The sequence below is a fragment of the Citrobacter sp. Cc139 genome, assembly GCF_030334645.1.
Lineage (GTDB): Bacteria > Pseudomonadota > Gammaproteobacteria > Enterobacterales > Enterobacteriaceae > Citrobacter > Citrobacter werkmanii.
In genome coordinates this window covers 44,571-61,825 of the sequence record NZ_JAOWDM010000094.1, presented here as the reverse complement: position 1 = coordinate 61,825, position 17,255 = coordinate 44,571, and the positions used below count along the sequence as shown (strand labels likewise).

Here is a 17,255-nt window from a genome sequence, read left to right as displayed (position 1 = left end):
GTGATTGAGAAGGCGCTATGACATCATCTCTGCCCTCCGGGCAAACGTCATTATTGTTACAGATGACACAGCGCCTCGCGCTGTCTGACGCGCATTTTCGTCGGATATGTCAATTAATCTACCAGCGTGCGGGGATCGTACTGGCCGACCATAAGCGGGACATGGTTTATAACCGCCTGGTCCGCCGCCTGCGAACCCTGGGTCTGGATGACTTTGGTCGCTATCTCAGCATGCTGGAAGCTAACCAGAACAGTGCTGAGTGGCAGGCTTTTATTAATTCTCTGACCACCAACCTGACCGCGTTTTTTCGCGAAGGGCATCATTTTCCGGTGCTGTCGGATCATGCTCGTCGGCGTAGCGGTGAATACCGCGTCTGGAGCGCGGCGGCGTCAACCGGAGAAGAGCCGTACAGCATCGCCATTACGCTCGCCGATACCTTAGGTATGGCGCCGGGCCGCTGGCGTGTTTTTGCCAGCGACATTGATACCGAAGTGCTGGAAAAGGCGAGAAGCGGTATTTACCGCCTTGATGAGCTAAAGACGCTGTCACCCCAGCAGTTGCAGCGTTATTTCATGCGCGGCACCGGACCGCATGAAGGGCTGGTACGCGTCCGGCAGGAACTGGCGGGGCATGTTGAATTTTCCAGCGTGAATTTACTGGATAAGCAGTACAACGTGCCTGGGCCCTTCGATGCCATATTTTGCCGTAACGTAATGATCTACTTCGATAAAACGACGCAACAGGACATTTTGCACCGTTTTGTTCCACTTCTTAAACCAGATGGGCTGCTGTTTGCAGGTCATTCAGAAAACTTTAGCAACCTCGTGCGCGAGTTTAGCCTGCGTGGACAGACCGTGTATGCGCATGCGCCAGGTAAGGATAAAGCATGAGTAAAATCAGGGTGTTGTCGGTTGATGATTCTGCATTGATGCGTCAAATCATGACCGAAATTATTAACAGCCACAGTGATATGGAAATGGTGGCGACGGCGCCAGATCCGTTGGTCGCCCGGGATTTAATCAAAAAATACAATCCCGACGTACTGACGCTGGATGTGGAGATGCCGCGCATGGACGGTCTCGACTTTCTTGAGAAGTTGATGCGTCTGCGTCCGATGCCGGTCGTCATGGTCTCTTCTCTGACCGGTAAAGGTTCAGAGGTCACGTTGCGGGCGCTGGAGTTGGGGGCGATTGATTTTGTCACTAAACCGCAGTTGGGGATCCGTGAAGGGATGCTGGCCTATAGCGAAATGATCGCAGAGAAGATCCGCACTGCGTCGCGGGCAAAACTGGCGGCTCATAAACCCATGGCGGCACCAACGACCTTGAAAGCAGGGCCATTACTCAGTTCGGAAAAATTGCTGGTGATTGGCGCCTCAACCGGAGGAACAGAGGCAATTCGCCATGTACTCCAGCCATTGCCGCTTTCAAGTCCAGGTATTCTTATCACCCAGCATATGCCGCCAGGATTTACCCGCTCGTTCGCCGAACGTCTGAACAAACTGTGTCAGATCACGGTGAAAGAAGCCGAAGACGGGGAACGCGTTCTCCCGGGGCATGCGTATATTGCGCCCGGTGACAAACATATGGAGCTGGCGCGTAGCGGCGCGAACTACCAAATCAAAATTCATGACGGCCCGCCGGTTAACCGGCACCGGCCTTCAGTGGATGTGCTGTTCCATTCGGTGGCGAAACATGCGGGGCGTAATGCGGTGGGAGTGATCCTGACCGGCATGGGCAACGACGGCGCCGCCGGAATGTTAGCGATGAACCAGGCTGGCGCCTGGACCATTGCGCAAAATGAAGCAAGTAGTGTGGTGTTCGGCATGCCGCGCGAGGCCATCAATATGGGTGGCGTAAGCGAAGTGGTCGATCTTAGCCAGGTAAGCCAGCAAATGCTGGCGAAAATCAGTGCCGGACAGGCAATACGTATTTGAATCAGGAGTCTATTTTTTATGGCGGATAAAGAGCTTAAGTTTTTGGTTGTGGATGACTTTTCCACCATGCGTCGCATCGTGCGTAACCTGCTCAAAGAGCTGGGGTTCAACAATGTTGAAGAGGCGGAAGACGGCGTGGATGCGCTGAATAAGCTGCAGACTGGGGGATTCGGTTTTGTCATTTCCGACTGGAACATGCCGAATATGGACGGCCTGGAACTGCTGAAAACCATTCGTGCAGATGGCGGAATGTCTTCCCTGCCAGTGCTGATGGTCACGGCAGAAGCGAAGAAAGAAAACATTATTGCGGCAGCACAGGCAGGCGCCAGTGGTTATGTCGTTAAACCGTTTACGGCGGCGACGCTGGAAGAAAAACTCAATAAGATCTTTGAGAAACTGGGCATGTGAGGGTGTGATAATGATGATGCAACCACAAATTAAACCTGCTGACGAACACTCAGCAGGGGACATCATCGCGCGCATCGGCAGTTTGACCCGAATGCTGCGCGACAGCCTGCGCGAACTGGGGCTGGATCAGGCTATTGCCGAAGCGGCGGAAGCGATTCCCGATGCCCGCGATCGTCTCGATTACGTTGTGCAAATGACTGCACAGGCGGCAGAGCGCGCGCTGAACAGCGTGGAAGCTTCGCAACCGCACCAGGACGCGATGGAAAAAGGGGCCAAAGAGCTGACAAAACGCTGGGATGAATGGTTCGAAAATCCGATCGAGCTGTCTGACGCTCGGGAGCTGGTCACCGACACCCGTCAGTTTCTTGGTGACGTGCCCGGACATACCAGCTTCACCAATGCCCAGTTGTTGGACATCATGATGGCGCAGGATTTCCAGGACCTCACCGGTCAGGTCATCAAGCGTATGATGGATGTTATCCAGGAGATTGAACGTCAGCTGCTGATGGTTCTGCTGGAAAACATTCCGGAGCAGGGCGCTCGTCCAAAACGTGAAAACGAAAGCTTGCTGAACGGCCCGCAGGTTGACACCTCAAAAGCCGGCGTGGTGGCAAGTCAGGATCAGGTTGACGACCTGCTGGATAGTCTCGGGTTCTGATTGTTGCGCGAGTCCCCTCAGGCCGCAGAGTAGGTCTGAGGGGAAAGTTCTCAGCGTAAATCCATTTTAACGGTCATGTTGCCTTCAAAGCTTCCTGGTTCCGGGCGGCTGGCGGTGGTAGAGACCGGCGCGGCCGTCATGTTAATTATGCCATTTCCCTGTTCATCCAGCGTAACCGGAAAGTCCACAGAACCATCCAGTACTACGTTCTGATTATTTGCATCAAACATTCTGATACCGAGATCGTTTCTGCCAATCAGTTTGGCGATGTAGGACTGACTACCCTCTACCACGCCCTGATCGGCGGTCAACGTCAGCTTAATCTTGTCGCTGTTGCTGATGGCGGGGCCGTCACAATGGTAGGCGATATCGACATCTTTCAGCGTATAGCCTTTTGGCGGTTGACCCTGGTTAACAAACTGACTGCTGATAATACTCCCCATATCAACCTCAATGGTGCTTCCAGCATTAATCGTACAACTGAGAGGGGCGGTAAGCTTACCGCTCAGCCAGATATTGGACACCAGTTGAGCATCGGTGTTGCGGCATGAACCATTTCCTGTATACAGACAGGCATAGCTTTGCACAACCAGCGTGGGGTCGATGATCTCTTCACCCAATATCGGTTTTTTAATGTACAGATAAAAGCGAATCACGCTGAGCTTGAACTTTCGTTTGACCGTTGCGCCACCGGTCGGTCGCGTTTCGTTGTTACAGACATCTGCCGTCCCTTCCGACAGTTTTTGGTCTGCCTTTTGACTGCCCATATTGCCGATTGGGGTCGGGTACTCGGTGATTTTGATCTCACTTAACCCCATGCCATCGGGATTGTCGATAGCGTCGTTAAATCCCGAAACCTTGATATCCAGGTTCTCTGTTAAGACTCCGTATCCACTGACGCCTGCCGTCAGCGGACTACCGGCGAAGTTGTATTCATAAATCATCGATGCTGATGTGGTATTGGCGGGACATGTGCAATTGGCTTCGATCTCAGTCCCGGTACCTGGCATGTAGCTCCCCGTTAAGTATGAATAATTTGTATTGTTTTCTGTGCTGCTGAGTTCATGCTCATATGACACTGAATAGTCAGCAGATGCTACAAAGCAATTTGTTAACAGCGTTATCGCAGCCTGGACTGAGGCTGGCAATAGAAAGAGAACCGAGGTCAATACGACCGCAAAAATGTGGCGCATATGTTATTCCTGTTTGCAAATGGCCTGAGTAGAGAGAATCCCTGCGAGATTCGCAGCGTGTTCGGGCTCAGGGAGTACCACGCTGGCATGGCATTGTTGTTCACGAGCCTTACCCCATTGAATGGTTACCGGAAAGGTCGCCGGAACCCCTGCGAGGTAGACGGTGCCGGTATCATCAACGATGCCGAGAATTGAGGCATTATCGACGGAGACCATTGCACCGAAAGGAATGACTTGTCCCCTGGCATTGGTGAGATGGAGAAGCGCCCGATAACCGATGTGCGCGACAAAGTTTGCCGCCACCGCTGCGCTACGGCTTGGAATGACGGTGGTGGCAGTTGCATCGGTATCAACATCATCCGGCAGGCTGGTGGTATCAATTCGGATGCTGTTTTTCTGATACGGCGTCAGGGAGGGGATGACAGCATTACCCTGCCAGTCGGTGCGGACACCGCGCTGATTCTGAAAGCGGATGCCTTTTGCCCCTTGAGCAGAGACTATGGCAAACTGATCGCCCAATGGTTGAGAAAAGGTGATGCCGTGAGGATGGGCGACAATCGCGCCGCTGGCACCCAGATTCAACTGTTGCGAGCGGTCCGATGAAGTGTAATAGCCGGCGTTCAAACTGGCGTATTGCGAGCGGTAGCTGCTGTACAGACTGCTGGTATCTTCGCCGTCGTGATTGCTGTGGCTTTGCTGCAGGGAATAGCTCAGACGCTGATCGTCAAGTAGCGTGCCGTTCAAGCCGATATTATGGCGGGTATAGCCATGTTTGCTGCTGCTGACGTTATAGGTCGACCATGCGTTGGGCAACCAGCGGCTGAGAGGCACGCTGAGTCCAAAGGCGATCATCTGATCGTCTTGTCGATCGCTGGTTTTACTGTAGGTATAAGTCAGATGATAGCTAATCCCATTTATTGTCGTATTTACTCCGGCAGACAGGCTGCGTTCAGTTTCTGAGGTTCCCCAGTAGTCCTGCTGATAACCGTTCAGGTAGATGCTGCTGCCCAGCAATGTTTGGCTGATGCTGGCCTGAATTCGGTTGCGTTTGTTATAGCTGAACATCAGGTCATCTTCATTACCGCTGTATTTCTTATTGGCATCACTGAAGCTGTAATAGCCCTGCGTAGAATAGCGATAGCTGGCGAGCGTGAAGTTGGTGGCGGTACGCTCGATCTTGCCCGAGTAAAGCAGGCGATACGACTGACCGGAACTTGTTTGATCATTATCCAGCGTGGCTCTGGCTGCCGTGACGTCAGCCGAAAGGGCGCCCAACTCGCCCAGTGCTATACCGATCCCGGCGTTCGCAGCCTGATAATCACCAGAAGAGGTGACTCCGCCGAACAGCGTTGCGGCATTGTTCAAACCGTAGATAAAACTGGCCTGGGCGAATTCGGGTTCTTTCTCGTCGCTGCCGCTGGCCGCCCGGTAACGGGCCGCGGTGACTTCGTATTTTATCCTGCCGGGACGTAACATCACGGCGGTGCTGGAGTAGGGTTGGGTAAAATGATGCTCTGTGCCGTCGGCTTCTTTTACCGTGATATCCAGATCGCCGCTGTTGGTTGTCGAGTAGAGATCGGAAATCTCAAAAGCCCCCGGGGCAACGTTTTGCTGGTAGATCAAATAGCCATTTTGCCGGATGGAGACTTCCGCATTTGAACTGGCGATCCCGCGTATAACGGGCGCGTAGCCGCGCTGGCTGAACGGTAACATTTCGTCATCGGAGGCCAGATTTACACCTGTGTACTGAATACTGTCGAAGACATCGCCACGGGTGCTGTTTTCACCCGCGGTAAACTGGCTGCGTAGCACATCAATATCATGCTGCAGATAGGTATTAATGGCATCCCAGGCATTGATGCTTTCAGATTTGCTCCAGGTAGAATAGTTGCGTACCCGCCACCCGCCCAGGTTAAGACCACTACGCAGATTGAGGTACTGGCTGTCAGAGGTATTATGGTTACCGTCACGGGTCTGTGAACCTGAATAACTGTAATCCGTAAACAGAACCGGTACGCCGTCATCCCACTGTGACGGGTCAATACCATCCCTGGCCGGATTCGCAATGGCGGCCTGCGGCATGCTGATATTGAGCGTCATCGTGGAAAAGTCGAGAGATGATGAGGCTTGCGGGATGTAATACCCCAGAGGGTGTAGGAGAGGTACATTCGCTGGCGCATCCGCAAGTGCTGGATAGTTCTCAATTTTAACGCCCCAGTGGCGCAGCATTTCTGGCGTCAACTGTGCCTGAAGCGTACCATCCGTGGCACTTGTATAGGTAACCGGTTCTTCACCCAGCAACGTCTTATTGAGCTGTAGCCGCGAAGGCCAGGTACCGGGCAGTTGCGCATTTTCGCGGGAGAAAAGCGACAAATCGATATCCTGTTGCGAGAGTTCGTTGCCCTCCAGTGATGAAGAGGAAAAGGAATATTCCCGTGCGAAAGCATGGCCTGAAACGACAAATGCAATGCTGAGAAGACCGCGGATTAGCAGCGACAGCCTCGAAGGAGCAAACGTAGAACGTCGCAACATTAACCCCCCTTGCTCAACGGGGCCGAGTATTGTTGCGAGGCATTTCCGTAGTCGGTAATACAGTGCCAGGTAACCTGATCACCGTTAGCTTGCACGGGCAGCGGGAAAGTGGCGGTGCTGAAAGGTGCCACCATATCCGCCTTCGGAAGTGAAACTGCGCCCAAGTGTAAGCTATCGAAAACCGTGTAGAAGGCGTTATTATTCGTTACCTGTAACTGGTTACCTGAACGCACAAACTGTAACTTCTCGCAGCTTTGTGCCGGTGAACCCGTAATATTTTTAGGGCGCCAGAGCAGTTTGAGACGGGTTTTATAGATTAGCCGAAGAATATTTTTACTTTCATTTTCTTTGGCGGTCGCCGGAATAGTGCGCACGTTCATATAAAACAGCGATTCTTTATTCTCTGGAAGTGGCGTGCCGTTCCAGGTGATACGCAGGCTCTGCTCTTTTTGCGCGTTGAGGCGAAAAAGCGGCGGGGTAACGATAAAAGGTCCGCGCGTCTTCTCATCCCCCGTATCGGTCCACGACTGAATTAACCATGGCAGTTGCGTGTCAGTATTAGTCAGCGCCAGCGCGACCTCTTTTTTGTTAGCGTCAAAAATAATCCGTGTGCGGCCAACCTGAATTCCACTCGCCGGACAAAAACACGAGTAAAAGAGAGGAGGGAATAATGCCACCATAATAAGGATACGCATAAAATGGACCCGTAATAGGTTAAATATTATCGATGGTATTAAGCGCCTGGAAATATTCCAGGCGTAAAAATAGAAAGTGTTAGCGATATAAAATATTAATTGTCATGTCCGCATCAGCCGGGCCAGCGGTGACTTCTTTTGCGAACGATTTATAGCGAGCCTGAAGGTGAGCCTGAATGGTATCGGTGGACTCTGTTGATAGCGGAATATAAACTTGCCCCTCTGAACCATCGAAGGCCAACAATGTTGTTGGTGAGTTGATCGGGCTAAGTGCAATACCCACTCCGGTAGCTGCCGTCTCTCCTGCGGTCGTGATCTGACTGACGTCAAGAAGCGTATTGGACTTGGTTAATGCGGTAGGGCCATTAAAGGTTAACTGCACGGAAGTCAGACCTTCAGTCGTCACCGGACAGTCAGTCAGTTTTATATCGACATCAACCAGATCTGTTTCTGTACCTACAGTGGTAAATAATGATGTCGGCCACGTACCCAGCGGTATAGTGCTGTCCGTACCATCATCTCCATCAATGACACAACTTGGTTCAATGATTTCTCCGGTAAAATGAATCGTCCCTGCATTCATTTCTGCGGCTAATACATTAAATGTATATGCTGACAGCAGAGCAAAAAATACAGCGCTTTTCTTCATCTTCATGATTTGATAATCCCTGTAAGTGTTAATATTTTATTCCATAAAAATATGGGTGTAGCTCAACGGTAATATTATTCGGTCGCCAGTATACATGAGGTTTAATCGTTGTGGAGTAGGGCGGGGTTAAGTGGGTTATAATTAAAGCTTATGATTTTTTATTTTATTATTGAGTCTGAAGGGAATGATATATAATGTGATTATGTTAAGCAATTCTTATATTGCTTTCTTCTAAAACTTAGGCGGAATTGCTATTTTTTTATTCGATTTTGTTCTGTTGACAGAGTTATGTTCGTCTTTTTTTAATGTTTCTTAATTCAGAAATTAATAAATATTATGCTGTGATAGCTATTTTAGCCGCGATGAGACGGTATTGCGCAGGATCTATCCGCCGGGTAAACCCCGAAAAGAGCATGATTGCGCGGTTTTTTCTCGCCATTGCTTACGGACCATGCTGGCATGATAAGTCAGACGTAATGGGTAACGAGCACGTACTGTGGCAGAAGAAAGCGACGACGACAAAACAGAAGCCCCCACACCCCACCGACTTGAAAAAGCCCGGGAGGAAGGGCAGATCCCCCGATCCAAAGAGCTGACTTCACTGCTTATTTTGCTGGTGGGAGTGTGCATTATCTGGATTGGTGGGGAGTCGCTGGCCCGCAGACTGGCTGGCATGCTGTCGGCTGGGCTACGGTTTGACCACAGTATGGTCAATGACCCCAATCTGATCCTCAGCCAAATCATCCTGCTGATTAAAGACGCGATGATTGCGCTGTTGCCGTTGATTACTGGCGTCGTTCTGGTGGCATTGATCTCACCCGTGATGCTTGGTGGCTTGATCTTCAGTGGTAAATCTCTGCAACCCAAGTTCTCTAAGTTGAATCCGCTGCCAGGCATTAAACGAATGTTTTCCGCGCAAACCGGTGCCGAACTACTCAAAGCGATACTGAAGTCCACGTTAGTGGGAAGCGTGGCCGGATTTTATCTCTGGCATAACTGGCCAGCGATGATGCGGCTGATGGCGGAATCACCGATTACGGCGATGGGCAATGCCCTGGATTTAGTCGGTATGTGCGCGCTGTTGGTGGTGCTGGGCGTCATTCCCATGGTCGGGTTCGACGTTTTTTTCCAGATTTATAGCCATCTGAAAAAGTTGCGCATGTCGCGTCAGGATATCCGTGACGAATTTAAGCAAAGCGAAGGTGATCCGCACGTTAAGGGCAAAATACGCCAAATGCAGCGCGCGGCGGCACAGCGTCGCATGATGGCGGATGTACCGAAAGCGGACGTCATTGTGACCAACCCCACGCACTACTCGGTGGCGTTGCAGTATGACGAGAACAAAATGAGCGCGCCGAAAGTTGTTGCCAAAGGCGCGGGGCTGGTGGCGTTACGTATTCGTGAGATTGGTGCCGAGCATCGTGTCCCCACGCTAGAAGCACCACCACTGGCGCGTGCGTTATATCGTCATGCAGAGATTGGTCAGCAAATACCGGGGCAATTATATGCCGCCGTTGCCGAAGTGCTGGCATGGGTATGGCAGTTAAAACGCTGGCGTCTGGCAGGCGGCAATCCGCCACCACAACCTGAAAACCTTCCGGTGCCTGACGCACTGGATTTCCTGAACGAGAAGAATACTGATGGCTAATCTGGTCGCGATGCTGCGCCTGCCCGGCAACCTCAAATCCACGCAATGGCAAATCCTTGCCGGGCCGATCCTCATTCTGCTGATCCTGTCGATGATGGTGCTGCCGCTGCCGGCTTTCATCCTCGATCTGCTGTTTACGTTTAATATTGCGCTGTCGATCATGGTGCTGCTGGTGGCGATGTTTACACAGCGCACGCTTGAGTTTGCTGCATTCCCGACGATTTTGCTGTTCACCACATTATTGCGCCTGGCCCTGAACGTCGCGTCGACGCGTATCATTTTGATGGAAGGACATACCGGTGCGGCCGCGGCGGGGAAGGTGGTTGAAGCCTTTGGCCACTTCCTGGTGGGCGGTAACTTTGCCATCGGGATCGTGGTTTTCGTTATTCTCGTCATCATTAACTTTATGGTTATTACCAAAGGCGCCGGTCGTATCGCTGAAGTTGGCGCACGCTTCGTGCTGGATGGTATGCCCGGCAAGCAGATGGCGATTGATGCCGACTTAAATGCCGGACTGATTGGCGAAGATGAAGCCAAAAAACGCCGTTCGGAAGTGACGCAGGAAGCGGACTTCTACGGTTCGATGGATGGTGCGAGTAAATTCGTACGCGGAGATGCCATCGCCGGTATTTTGATCATGGTGATCAACGTGGTTGGCGGCCTGTTGGTCGGGGTGCTACAGCATGGTATGAGCATGGGCAGCGCCGCGGAAAGTTATACCCTGCTGACTATCGGTGACGGCCTGGTCGCGCAGATCCCCGCGCTGGTTATCTCAACGGCGGCGGGTGTTATCGTGACCCGCGTGAGTACCGACCAGGATGTAGGCGAACAGATGGTGACCCAACTGTTCAGTAATCCAAGCGTTATGCTGCTTAGTGCAGCGGTGCTGGGTTTGCTGGGCCTGGTACCTGGTATGCCAAACCTGGTATTTTTGATGTTTACCGCCGCATTACTCGGCCTGGCCTGGTGGATGCGTGGCCGCGAACTCAAAGCGCCTGCTGAACCTCAGCCGGTAAAAATGCCGGAAAATAACTCTGTGGTGGAAGCCACCTGGAACGATGTGCAACTGGAGGATTCACTGGGAATGGAGGTGGGTTATCGCCTGATCCCAATGGTGGATTTTCAGCAGGATGGCGAGCTACTGGGGAGAATTCGCAGTATTCGTAAGAAATTTGCCCAGGATATGGGCTTCCTGCCGCCGGTGGTCCACATTCGCGACAATATGGATCTGCAACCCGCCCGCTATCGCATTCTGATGAAAGGGGTGGAAATTGGCAGCGGGGACGCCTATCCCGGACGTTGGCTGGCTATTAACCCGGGGACGGCGGCAGGTTCGTTGCCGGGAGAGAAAACGGTCGATCCGGCTTTCGGTCTGGACGCTATCTGGATTGAGAGCGCATTGAAGGAACAGGCGCAGATTCAGGGCTTTACGGTGGTTGAAGCCAGTACCGTTGTCGCTACGCATCTGAATCACCTGATTGGTCAGTTTGCCGCTGAGCTGTTCGGGCGTCAGGAAGCGCAACAGCTACTGGACCGCGTCTCACAGGAGATGCCAAAACTGACAGAAGATCTGGTCCCTGGGGTTGTGACGCTGACCACACTGCACAAAGTGCTGCAGAACTTACTGGACGAAAAAGTACCGATTCGCGATATGCGCACCATTCTTGAAACGCTGGCTGAACATGCGCCGCTGCAAAACGATCCGCATGAGCTTACTGCGGTAGTCCGTGTTGCGCTGGGGCGCGCCATCACCCAGCAATGGTTCCCGGGTAATGAAGAGGTTCAGGTTATTGGTCTGGATACCCCGCTTGAACGTTTGCTGCTGCAAGCATTACAGGGCGGCGGCGGTCTGGAGCCTGGTCTGGCAGACAGGCTGCTGGCCCAAACTCAGGAAGCGCTCTCCCGCCAGGAAATGTTGGGTGCGCCGCCGGTATTGCTGGTTAATCACGCGTTGCGCCCGTTACTGGCACGCTTTTTACGCCGCAGCATACCGCAACTGGTGGTGTTATCGAACATGGAGCTTTCCGATAACCGCCATATTCGTATGACGGCGACCATTGGAGGTAAATAATGCGTAACTTACTGTGGCTGTTGGTTTTTCCTTTGGTGGCGCAGGCGGCCGGAGAAGGGGCATGGCAGGCGAGCGGAATGGGCATCACCTTAAACCATCGTGGTCAGTCAGCCTCGTCCGCACCTCTGGTTCCCAGTCAGCCCGTCTCAGGTTTGATGACCCTGGTGGCGTGGCGCTATGCGCTTAATGGCCCAACCCCTGCCGGGTTACGTGTGCGTTTATGTTCTCAGTCCCGCTGTGTCGAGCTGGACGGGCAAAGTGGCACCACCAACGGGTTCAATAATGTTCCCGCCATCGAACCGATGCATTTTGTCTGGGAAGTTCCCGGCGGCGGTCGTCTGATCCCCGCCTTACAAGTACAGAGCAATCAGGTAATAGTAAACTATCGTTAACGCCTTCCTTCATTAAGCCAGCAGCAGAAACTGCTGGCTGCTTCGCAATTTTAGCCCGCCGCTTTGATTAAAAAGAAACGCTGTTTTATAAAATTGGTGACATACGTTGCCGGACTCTTTGTGCTGTTGCCATTTCGCGAACATCCCTGGCAGAAACAGAAAGGTTTCACTTCCTGTTAGCTTTTACTGTGACCCTGTAAGGACGCCCAATATCAACGCGAGGATTGCGGGGCCTCCCAATAATGTGCAGGGGTAACGGCAATGAAGACACGTAAAATCGGACTGGTTAACTATTTTGCCTACGGTTCGGGGGATTTTTTGGGCGCAGGCACCACGGCATTAACCGCCGCCTGGCTGCTCTATTTTTACACTACGTTTTGTGGCCTGACGCCTATCGAGGCGACCTTCATTTTTGCCACCGCCAGGGTGTTGGATGCCGCGGTTAGCCCGTTAATGGGTTTTTTAACCGATAACTTTGGTTCCACCTGGCTCGGTAAACGCTTCGGGCGACGTAAGTTTTTTATTCTGTTGGGGATCCCCTGCGTCTTTAGCTACTCGCTGATGTGGGTGGGTGACATGGGTTTCTGGTACTACCTGCTGACCTATCTGATTTTTGACGTGGTCTACACCATGATTCTGGTGCCTTATGAAACGCTGGTGCCCGAAATGACCGATGACTTTAAACAGAAAACCAAGTTTTCCGGCGCGCGTATTTCGATGGCGCAAATGTCAGCTATTCTGGCCTCGTTCTTACCCGGCGTTCTGCTGACGCTGTTTGGCAAAGATAACCCGGTGTCTTTTTTCTACGCCAGCCTGGTGTTCTCTGTGCTGTGCGCGCTGATGCTGATTTTCGTCTGGTTCTTTACCTGGGAGCGCCCACGTTCTGAGTGGACTGAAGCCGCGCTGCGAGCCGAAGAAGAGAAGAAAAAGCTGACCTTTAGCCAAAGCATGACCCGTCTGTTTGTTGAACTGAGTTCAACACTGCGCATCCGAATCTTCCGCCAGCATTTAGGAATGTATCTCGGCGGCTATATAGCGCAGGACGTTTTTAACGCCGTCTTTACTTACTATGTGGTGTTTGTGCTGATGCAGGAAGCCTCGATGGCGTCAAACCTGCTGGGAACGATGGCTATCTTCCAGTTCATTGCCGTTATCGCCATGATCCCATTGTGTATCCGCTTTGGACCCGCGCCATCATACCGGATGGTGGTTGTCCTGTTTGGCGCGAGCTCTCTCTCTTATGCGCTGCTTTACTATGCCGGGTTAAGCGATGTTTATTCTCTGTTGCTGCTGGTCTCTGCCATTGCGGGTCTGGGACGCGGCGGTATCAATTATGTCCCCTGGAATACCTACACCTATATTGCTGACGTTGACGAAGTGATTACCGGCCAGCGCCGGGAAGGGATCTTCGCCGGCATTATGACGTTAACGCGTAAGGCGTCACAGGCGGGAGCGGTGATGCTGGTTGGGATTGTCATGCAGATGTCCGGTTTTGTCTCCGGTCACAGCGTACAACCCGCGGCAGTCAGCCATACCATTTTGTTAATTCTGAGCTGCGGTACGCTCATTGTTCTGGCGCTGGGTTTCCTGGTTTCCTTGCGCTTCAAACTGAACCTGCAAACCCACAGTACCCTACGTGAAGAGACCGCAAAAATGCGGGCATCGGGACGCCCCGTGCCGGAAGGGCTCTCCGCCAAAGGCCGCGCGACCGTAGAGATGCTGTCGGGCATGCCATATGAATCACTTTGGGGCAACAACAATATTGGTTACCTGAATCGTAATAAGCCAGCAGCACCGAAACTGGAAAAGGGTGCCGCATTGAATTCGACATTGACAGAGGTGAAGTAAATGATTGTTTACCCGGTTAAACACAGCCCGTTATTGCGTCAACCAGACCATTTTATTGCCAGGGATGAATTAAAAACGTTGATCAAAAAGGTGACGCATAACCTGGTCAATATTCATGATGAGACAGGCGAATTCCTGCTGCGTCTGGACGACGGCCGCGTTATTGATACCAAAGGCTGGGCGGGATGGGAGTGGACGCACGGCGTCGGCCTGTACGGGATGTATCAGTATTATCAGCAAACCGGCGATGAAACGATGCGCGATATCATCGATAGCTGGTTTGCCGATCGCTTTGCTGAAGGTGCGACCACCAAAAACGTTAACACTATGGCGCCGTTTTTAACGCTGGCGTATCGCTATGAAGAGACGCGTAACCCCGCGTATCTGCCGTGGCTCGACAACTGGGCTGAGTGGGCCATGCATGATATGCCGCGTACCGAATTCGGCGGTATGCAGCACATTACGCTGGCGGAAGAGAATCATCAGCAAATGTGGGATGACACGTTGATGATGACGGTTTTGCCACTGGCGAAAATCGGCAAGTTGCTCAACCGTCCAGAATATATCGAAGAGGCAACCTATCAGTTCCTGCTGCATGTGCAGAACCTGATGGATAAAGAAACGGGGCTGTGGTTCCACGGCTGGAGCTATGAAGGGCGGCATAATTTTGCCAACGCCCGCTGGGCACGTGGTAACAGCTGGTTAACTATCGTGATCCCGGACTTCCTCGAACTGCTCGATTTACCAGAAAACAGTGCTGTTCGCCGCTATCTGGTGCAGGTCCTGCACGCGCAAATCGCGGCGCTGGCAAAGTGTCAGGATGACAGTGGATTGTGGCACACGCTGCTGGACGATCCGCAGTCGTATCTGGAAGCGTCAGCTACCGCCGGATTTGCGTATGGGATCCTCAAAGCAGTACGTAAACGCTATGTCGGTCAAGATTATGCTGCGGTGGCCGAAAAAGCCATCAGAGGCATTGTGCAACATATCTCACCAGAAGGTGAATTGATGCACACCTCGTTTGGTACCGGAATGGGGCACAATCTCGATTTTTACCGCAATATCCCGCGGACCTCCATGCCATATGGACAGGCCATGGCGATACTGTGCCTTACCGAATACTTGCGTAAGTATTTTTGATCTCGTTGGCAGAGGGGGCTGCCGCTAACGGACCTGATTGTTGATTCACCTCTGTTTGCGCGGCATTATCCTGCGGCGCAAACAGATGATCCATGATTTGCCGCATGACCGGTGCGGCGGTAACACCGTCGCTGCCGCCGTTTTCGAGGATTAACGCCACGGCGACTTTCGGGTTCTTATAGGGCGCAAAAGCGGTATAAAACACATGGTCGCGCAAACGGACAGGAATCATTTTCGCATTGTAGGTCTGATTTTCTTTCAGGCTGAAGACCTGCGATGTGCCACTTTTTGCCGCAATGCCGTAAGGTGCGGTGTGAAAGAACTTATACCCGGTACCGTTTGGTTCATTTGCCATGCCGAACATCGCCTGACGCACCAGCCCCCAGTAGGGTGACGACGCAGAGGCGATTTGCGACGGCGGTTCAGGAGCCTGGTATGGCGTGAGGATTTTGCCGCTTTCTTCATCGAGTAGCAGGTGAGGAGCGATGACTTTGCCGTTGTTAATCAGCGCTACCATAGCCTTTACCATCTGGATCGGCGTGGCAATCCAGTAGCCCTGGCCGATACCGACAGAAATGGTATCCCCTTGATACCATGCTTTTTTATGTACTTTCTGTTTCCATTCGCGGCTCGGGAGCAGGCCGTTATACTCCTCATCAAGATCGATACCGGTCGGTTTACCGTAACCAAACTGGCTGAGCATGCTGTTAATCCGGTCGATCCCCATCATATACGCCACCTGATAAAAGAAGGTATCGGCGGATTCTTCAATCGCTTTGGTGACGTCCAGCATACCGTGACCGGTTTTTTTCCAGTCACGATAATGTCGCTCGGTGCCGGGTAGCGTCCAGGTGGGCGCGCCGAAGAAACTGGTCTGCGGGGTGATGACGCCGTTCAGTAACGCTGACATCGCCATGTAGGGTTTGACCGTGGAGGCAGGAGGGTATAACCCCTGCGTGACGCGGTTGATTAAAGGCAGGTCTTTATCCTGCAACAGCTTGTTATAGTCCTGATAGCTGATGCCTTTGACAAACGGATTGGGGTCATAGCTGGGATTGGAGACCATCGCCAGCACGGAACCGTCGTGCGGATCTTCCACCAGTACTGCCGCACGCTGGCCCGCCAACAGACTCTCAATGTATTGCTGTAAATGTAAGTCCAGCGTCAGATGGATATCTTTCCCGGCAACGGGCGGCACATCCTTGATCAAGCGGACGATGCGTCCGTGGTTATCGACTTCCACCTCCTGATAACCGGTTTTTCCATGCAGTTCGTTTTCGTAATAGTGCTCAATACCCTGCTTGCCGATGTTGTGATCGGCGGCATAGTTTTCTGCCAGACCTTTTTTATCCAGTGCTTTCAGATCGTTGTCGTTGATTTTTGAAACATAGCCAAGGACATGCGCCAGTGCGGCCCCATAGGGGTACTGGCGGTCTTCATAGCTATTGATATTGACGCCACTGAAACGAAACTGGTTAACCGAGAAGCGAGCGATTTCTACATCGGTCAGCGCATTTTTTAGCACTACCGGGCGATAACGGCTGCTGGATTTTAGCTCATGGCGGAACTGGTCAATGTCATCCGGGGTGAGGTCAACGATCGGCGTTAGCTGCCTGATTAGGGTATCCATATCGCTGATTTTATAAGGCGTAACGGAAATGTCGTACCAGGTTACGTTGCGCACCAGCGGGATGCCGTTACGATCGTAAATCATGCCTCGCGTTGGGGCGACGGGCAGCATTTTAATGTCGTTTGCATTCGAGCGGGTGGTGTAATACTGGTGCTGACAGATTTGTAAATTGTAGAGATTGTAAATCAGGATGCCAAAACAGATAACCACAAGGCCAAAGGCCACTATCACACGCCGCTGGAAGAGTTTTTCTTCCGCCTCAAAATCTCTGAATGTCATTGACCCGTACCCGATTAATTCGCCGCCTAATGATACGGAGGCTCAAACGGGATGACAGGCAAAAAATGTTCCATATCTCAACGGAAATGTGTCATTCCTTGTGAGTTGTTACAGATAGCCTGTTACGGAAATAAAAAAGGCCTGAGTCCGCGTTACAGACTCAGGCCTCAATCATT

14 protein-coding genes are annotated in these 17,255 nt (G+C 52.2%); 9 read left to right on the top strand and 5 right to left on the bottom strand.

Annotated features, from left to right (window positions below; translation table 11 throughout):
• Positions 1-17 precede the first annotated feature (17 nt).
• Genes cheR through cheZ form a run of 4 tightly spaced genes read left to right on the top strand, consistent with a single transcriptional unit; the run spans position 18 to position 3,002 of the window.
• Complete coding sequence (gene cheR / locus OGV69_RS23155; protein ID WP_038641472.1) at positions 18-890, top strand: protein-glutamate O-methyltransferase CheR; 873 nt, start codon at positions 18-20, stop codon at positions 888-890.
• Positions 887-1,936, top strand: a complete 1,050-nt coding sequence (locus OGV69_RS23150) for a protein-glutamate methylesterase/protein-glutamine glutaminase (RefSeq protein ID WP_069323590.1) — start codon at positions 887-889, stop codon at positions 1,934-1,936. Before cheR ends, OGV69_RS23150 begins: the two co-directional genes overlap by 4 nt.
• Positions 1,937-1,954: 18 nt before the next feature.
• Positions 1,955-2,344: a chemotaxis response regulator CheY gene (gene cheY, locus OGV69_RS23145; protein ID WP_038641468.1), complete on the top strand. Its 390-nt coding sequence runs from the start codon at positions 1,955-1,957 to the stop codon at positions 2,342-2,344.
• Positions 2,345-2,357: 13 nt separating this feature from the next.
• Positions 2,358-3,002, top strand: coding sequence for a protein phosphatase CheZ (gene cheZ / locus OGV69_RS23140; protein WP_038643245.1), 645 nt, complete (start codon positions 2,358-2,360; stop codon positions 3,000-3,002).
• 50 nt (positions 3,003-3,052) lie between these two features.
• Here the strand turns inward: cheZ and OGV69_RS23135 are convergent, their stop codons facing one another.
• The 4 genes from OGV69_RS23135 to OGV69_RS23120 all read right to left on the bottom strand — a co-directional run bounded on the left by OGV69_RS23135 (position 3,053) and on the right by OGV69_RS23120 (position 8,077).
• Complete coding sequence (locus tag OGV69_RS23135; protein WP_227410468.1) at positions 3,053-4,012, bottom strand: fimbrial protein; 960 nt, start codon at positions 4,010-4,012, stop codon at positions 3,053-3,055.
• 186 nt (positions 4,013-4,198) lie between these two features.
• On the bottom strand, positions 4,199-6,727 hold the full coding sequence (locus OGV69_RS23130) for a fimbria/pilus outer membrane usher protein (protein WP_069323592.1): 2,529 nt from the start codon (positions 6,725-6,727) through the stop codon (positions 4,199-4,201).
• Positions 6,727-7,422 (bottom strand): fimbrial biogenesis chaperone, encoded by a 696-nt coding sequence (locus OGV69_RS23125; RefSeq protein ID WP_038641463.1) that lies wholly within the window; start codon positions 7,420-7,422, stop codon positions 6,727-6,729. The genes OGV69_RS23130 and OGV69_RS23125 overlap by 1 nt, the downstream gene beginning before the upstream one ends.
• Positions 7,423-7,501: 79 nt before the next feature.
• Complete coding sequence (locus OGV69_RS23120) at positions 7,502-8,077, bottom strand: fimbrial protein (protein WP_069323593.1); 576 nt, start codon at positions 8,075-8,077, stop codon at positions 7,502-7,504.
• A gap of 490 nt (positions 8,078-8,567) precedes the next feature.
• On the opposite strand from OGV69_RS23120, the gene flhB reads away from it, so the two are divergent.
• From flhB to bglB, 5 genes are all read left to right on the top strand, one after another.
• Positions 8,568-9,719, top strand: coding sequence for a flagellar biosynthesis protein FlhB (gene flhB, locus OGV69_RS23115; RefSeq protein WP_038641457.1), 1,152 nt, complete (start codon positions 8,568-8,570; stop codon positions 9,717-9,719).
• Positions 9,712-11,790: a flagellar biosynthesis protein FlhA gene (gene flhA, locus OGV69_RS23110; RefSeq protein ID WP_006684120.1), complete on the top strand. Its 2,079-nt coding sequence runs from the start codon at positions 9,712-9,714 to the stop codon at positions 11,788-11,790. The genes flhB and flhA overlap by 8 nt, the downstream gene beginning before the upstream one ends.
• Positions 11,790-12,182: a flagellar protein FlhE gene (gene flhE, locus OGV69_RS23105; protein WP_038641455.1), complete on the top strand. Its 393-nt coding sequence runs from the start codon at positions 11,790-11,792 to the stop codon at positions 12,180-12,182. The genes flhA and flhE overlap by 1 nt, the downstream gene beginning before the upstream one ends.
• A gap of 261 nt (positions 12,183-12,443) precedes the next feature.
• Positions 12,444-14,030 (top strand): MFS transporter, encoded by a 1,587-nt coding sequence (locus OGV69_RS23100; RefSeq protein WP_069323594.1) that lies wholly within the window; start codon positions 12,444-12,446, stop codon positions 14,028-14,030.
• Positions 14,031-15,170, top strand: coding sequence for a beta-galactosidase BglB (gene bglB, locus OGV69_RS23095; protein ID WP_069323595.1), 1,140 nt, complete (start codon positions 14,031-14,033; stop codon positions 15,168-15,170).
• Here bglB and mrdA2 read toward each other — a convergent pair.
• A complete protein-coding gene (mrdA2, locus tag OGV69_RS23090) occupies positions 15,142-17,079 on the bottom strand; it encodes a peptidoglycan DD-transpeptidase MrdA2 (RefSeq protein ID WP_069323596.1) in 1,938 nt (645 codons plus the stop codon). The genes bglB and mrdA2 overlap by 29 nt on opposite strands.
• Between the last annotated feature and the right edge of the window lie 176 nt (positions 17,080-17,255).

What these genes read in the sequence shown, in the direction of transcription:
- cheR (WP_038641472.1), top strand. Translation starts at nt 18, where the DNA reads ATGACATCATCTCTGCCCTCCGGGCAAACGTCATTATTGTTACAGATG.
- flhA (WP_006684120.1), top strand. Translation starts at nt 9,712, where the DNA reads ATGGCTAATCTGGTCGCGATGCTGCGCCTGCCCGGCAACCTCAAATCC.
- OGV69_RS23100 (WP_069323594.1), top strand. Translation starts at nt 12,444, where the DNA reads ATGAAGACACGTAAAATCGGACTGGTTAACTATTTTGCCTACGGTTCG.
- bglB (WP_069323595.1), top strand. Translation starts at nt 14,031, where the DNA reads ATGATTGTTTACCCGGTTAAACACAGCCCGTTATTGCGTCAACCAGAC.
- cheZ (WP_038643245.1), top strand. Translation starts at nt 2,358, where the DNA reads ATGATGCAACCACAAATTAAACCTGCTGACGAACACTCAGCAGGGGAC.
- OGV69_RS23130 (WP_069323592.1), bottom strand. Translation starts at nt 6,727, where the DNA reads ATGTTGCGACGTTCTACGTTTGCTCCTTCGAGGCTGTCGCTGCTAATC.
- OGV69_RS23120 (WP_069323593.1), bottom strand. Translation starts at nt 8,077, where the DNA reads ATGAAGATGAAGAAAAGCGCTGTATTTTTTGCTCTGCTGTCAGCATAT.
- mrdA2 (WP_069323596.1), bottom strand. Translation starts at nt 17,079, where the DNA reads ATGACATTCAGAGATTTTGAGGCGGAAGAAAAACTCTTCCAGCGGCGT.
- cheY (WP_038641468.1), top strand. Translation starts at nt 1,955, where the DNA reads ATGGCGGATAAAGAGCTTAAGTTTTTGGTTGTGGATGACTTTTCCACC.
- flhE (WP_038641455.1), top strand. Translation starts at nt 11,790, where the DNA reads ATGCGTAACTTACTGTGGCTGTTGGTTTTTCCTTTGGTGGCGCAGGCG.
- OGV69_RS23125 (WP_038641463.1), bottom strand. Translation starts at nt 7,422, where the DNA reads ATGCGTATCCTTATTATGGTGGCATTATTCCCTCCTCTCTTTTACTCG.
- OGV69_RS23150 (WP_069323590.1), top strand. Translation starts at nt 887, where the DNA reads ATGAGTAAAATCAGGGTGTTGTCGGTTGATGATTCTGCATTGATGCGT.
- OGV69_RS23135 (WP_227410468.1), bottom strand. Translation starts at nt 4,012, where the DNA reads ATGCCAGGTACCGGGACTGAGATCGAAGCCAATTGCACATGTCCCGCC.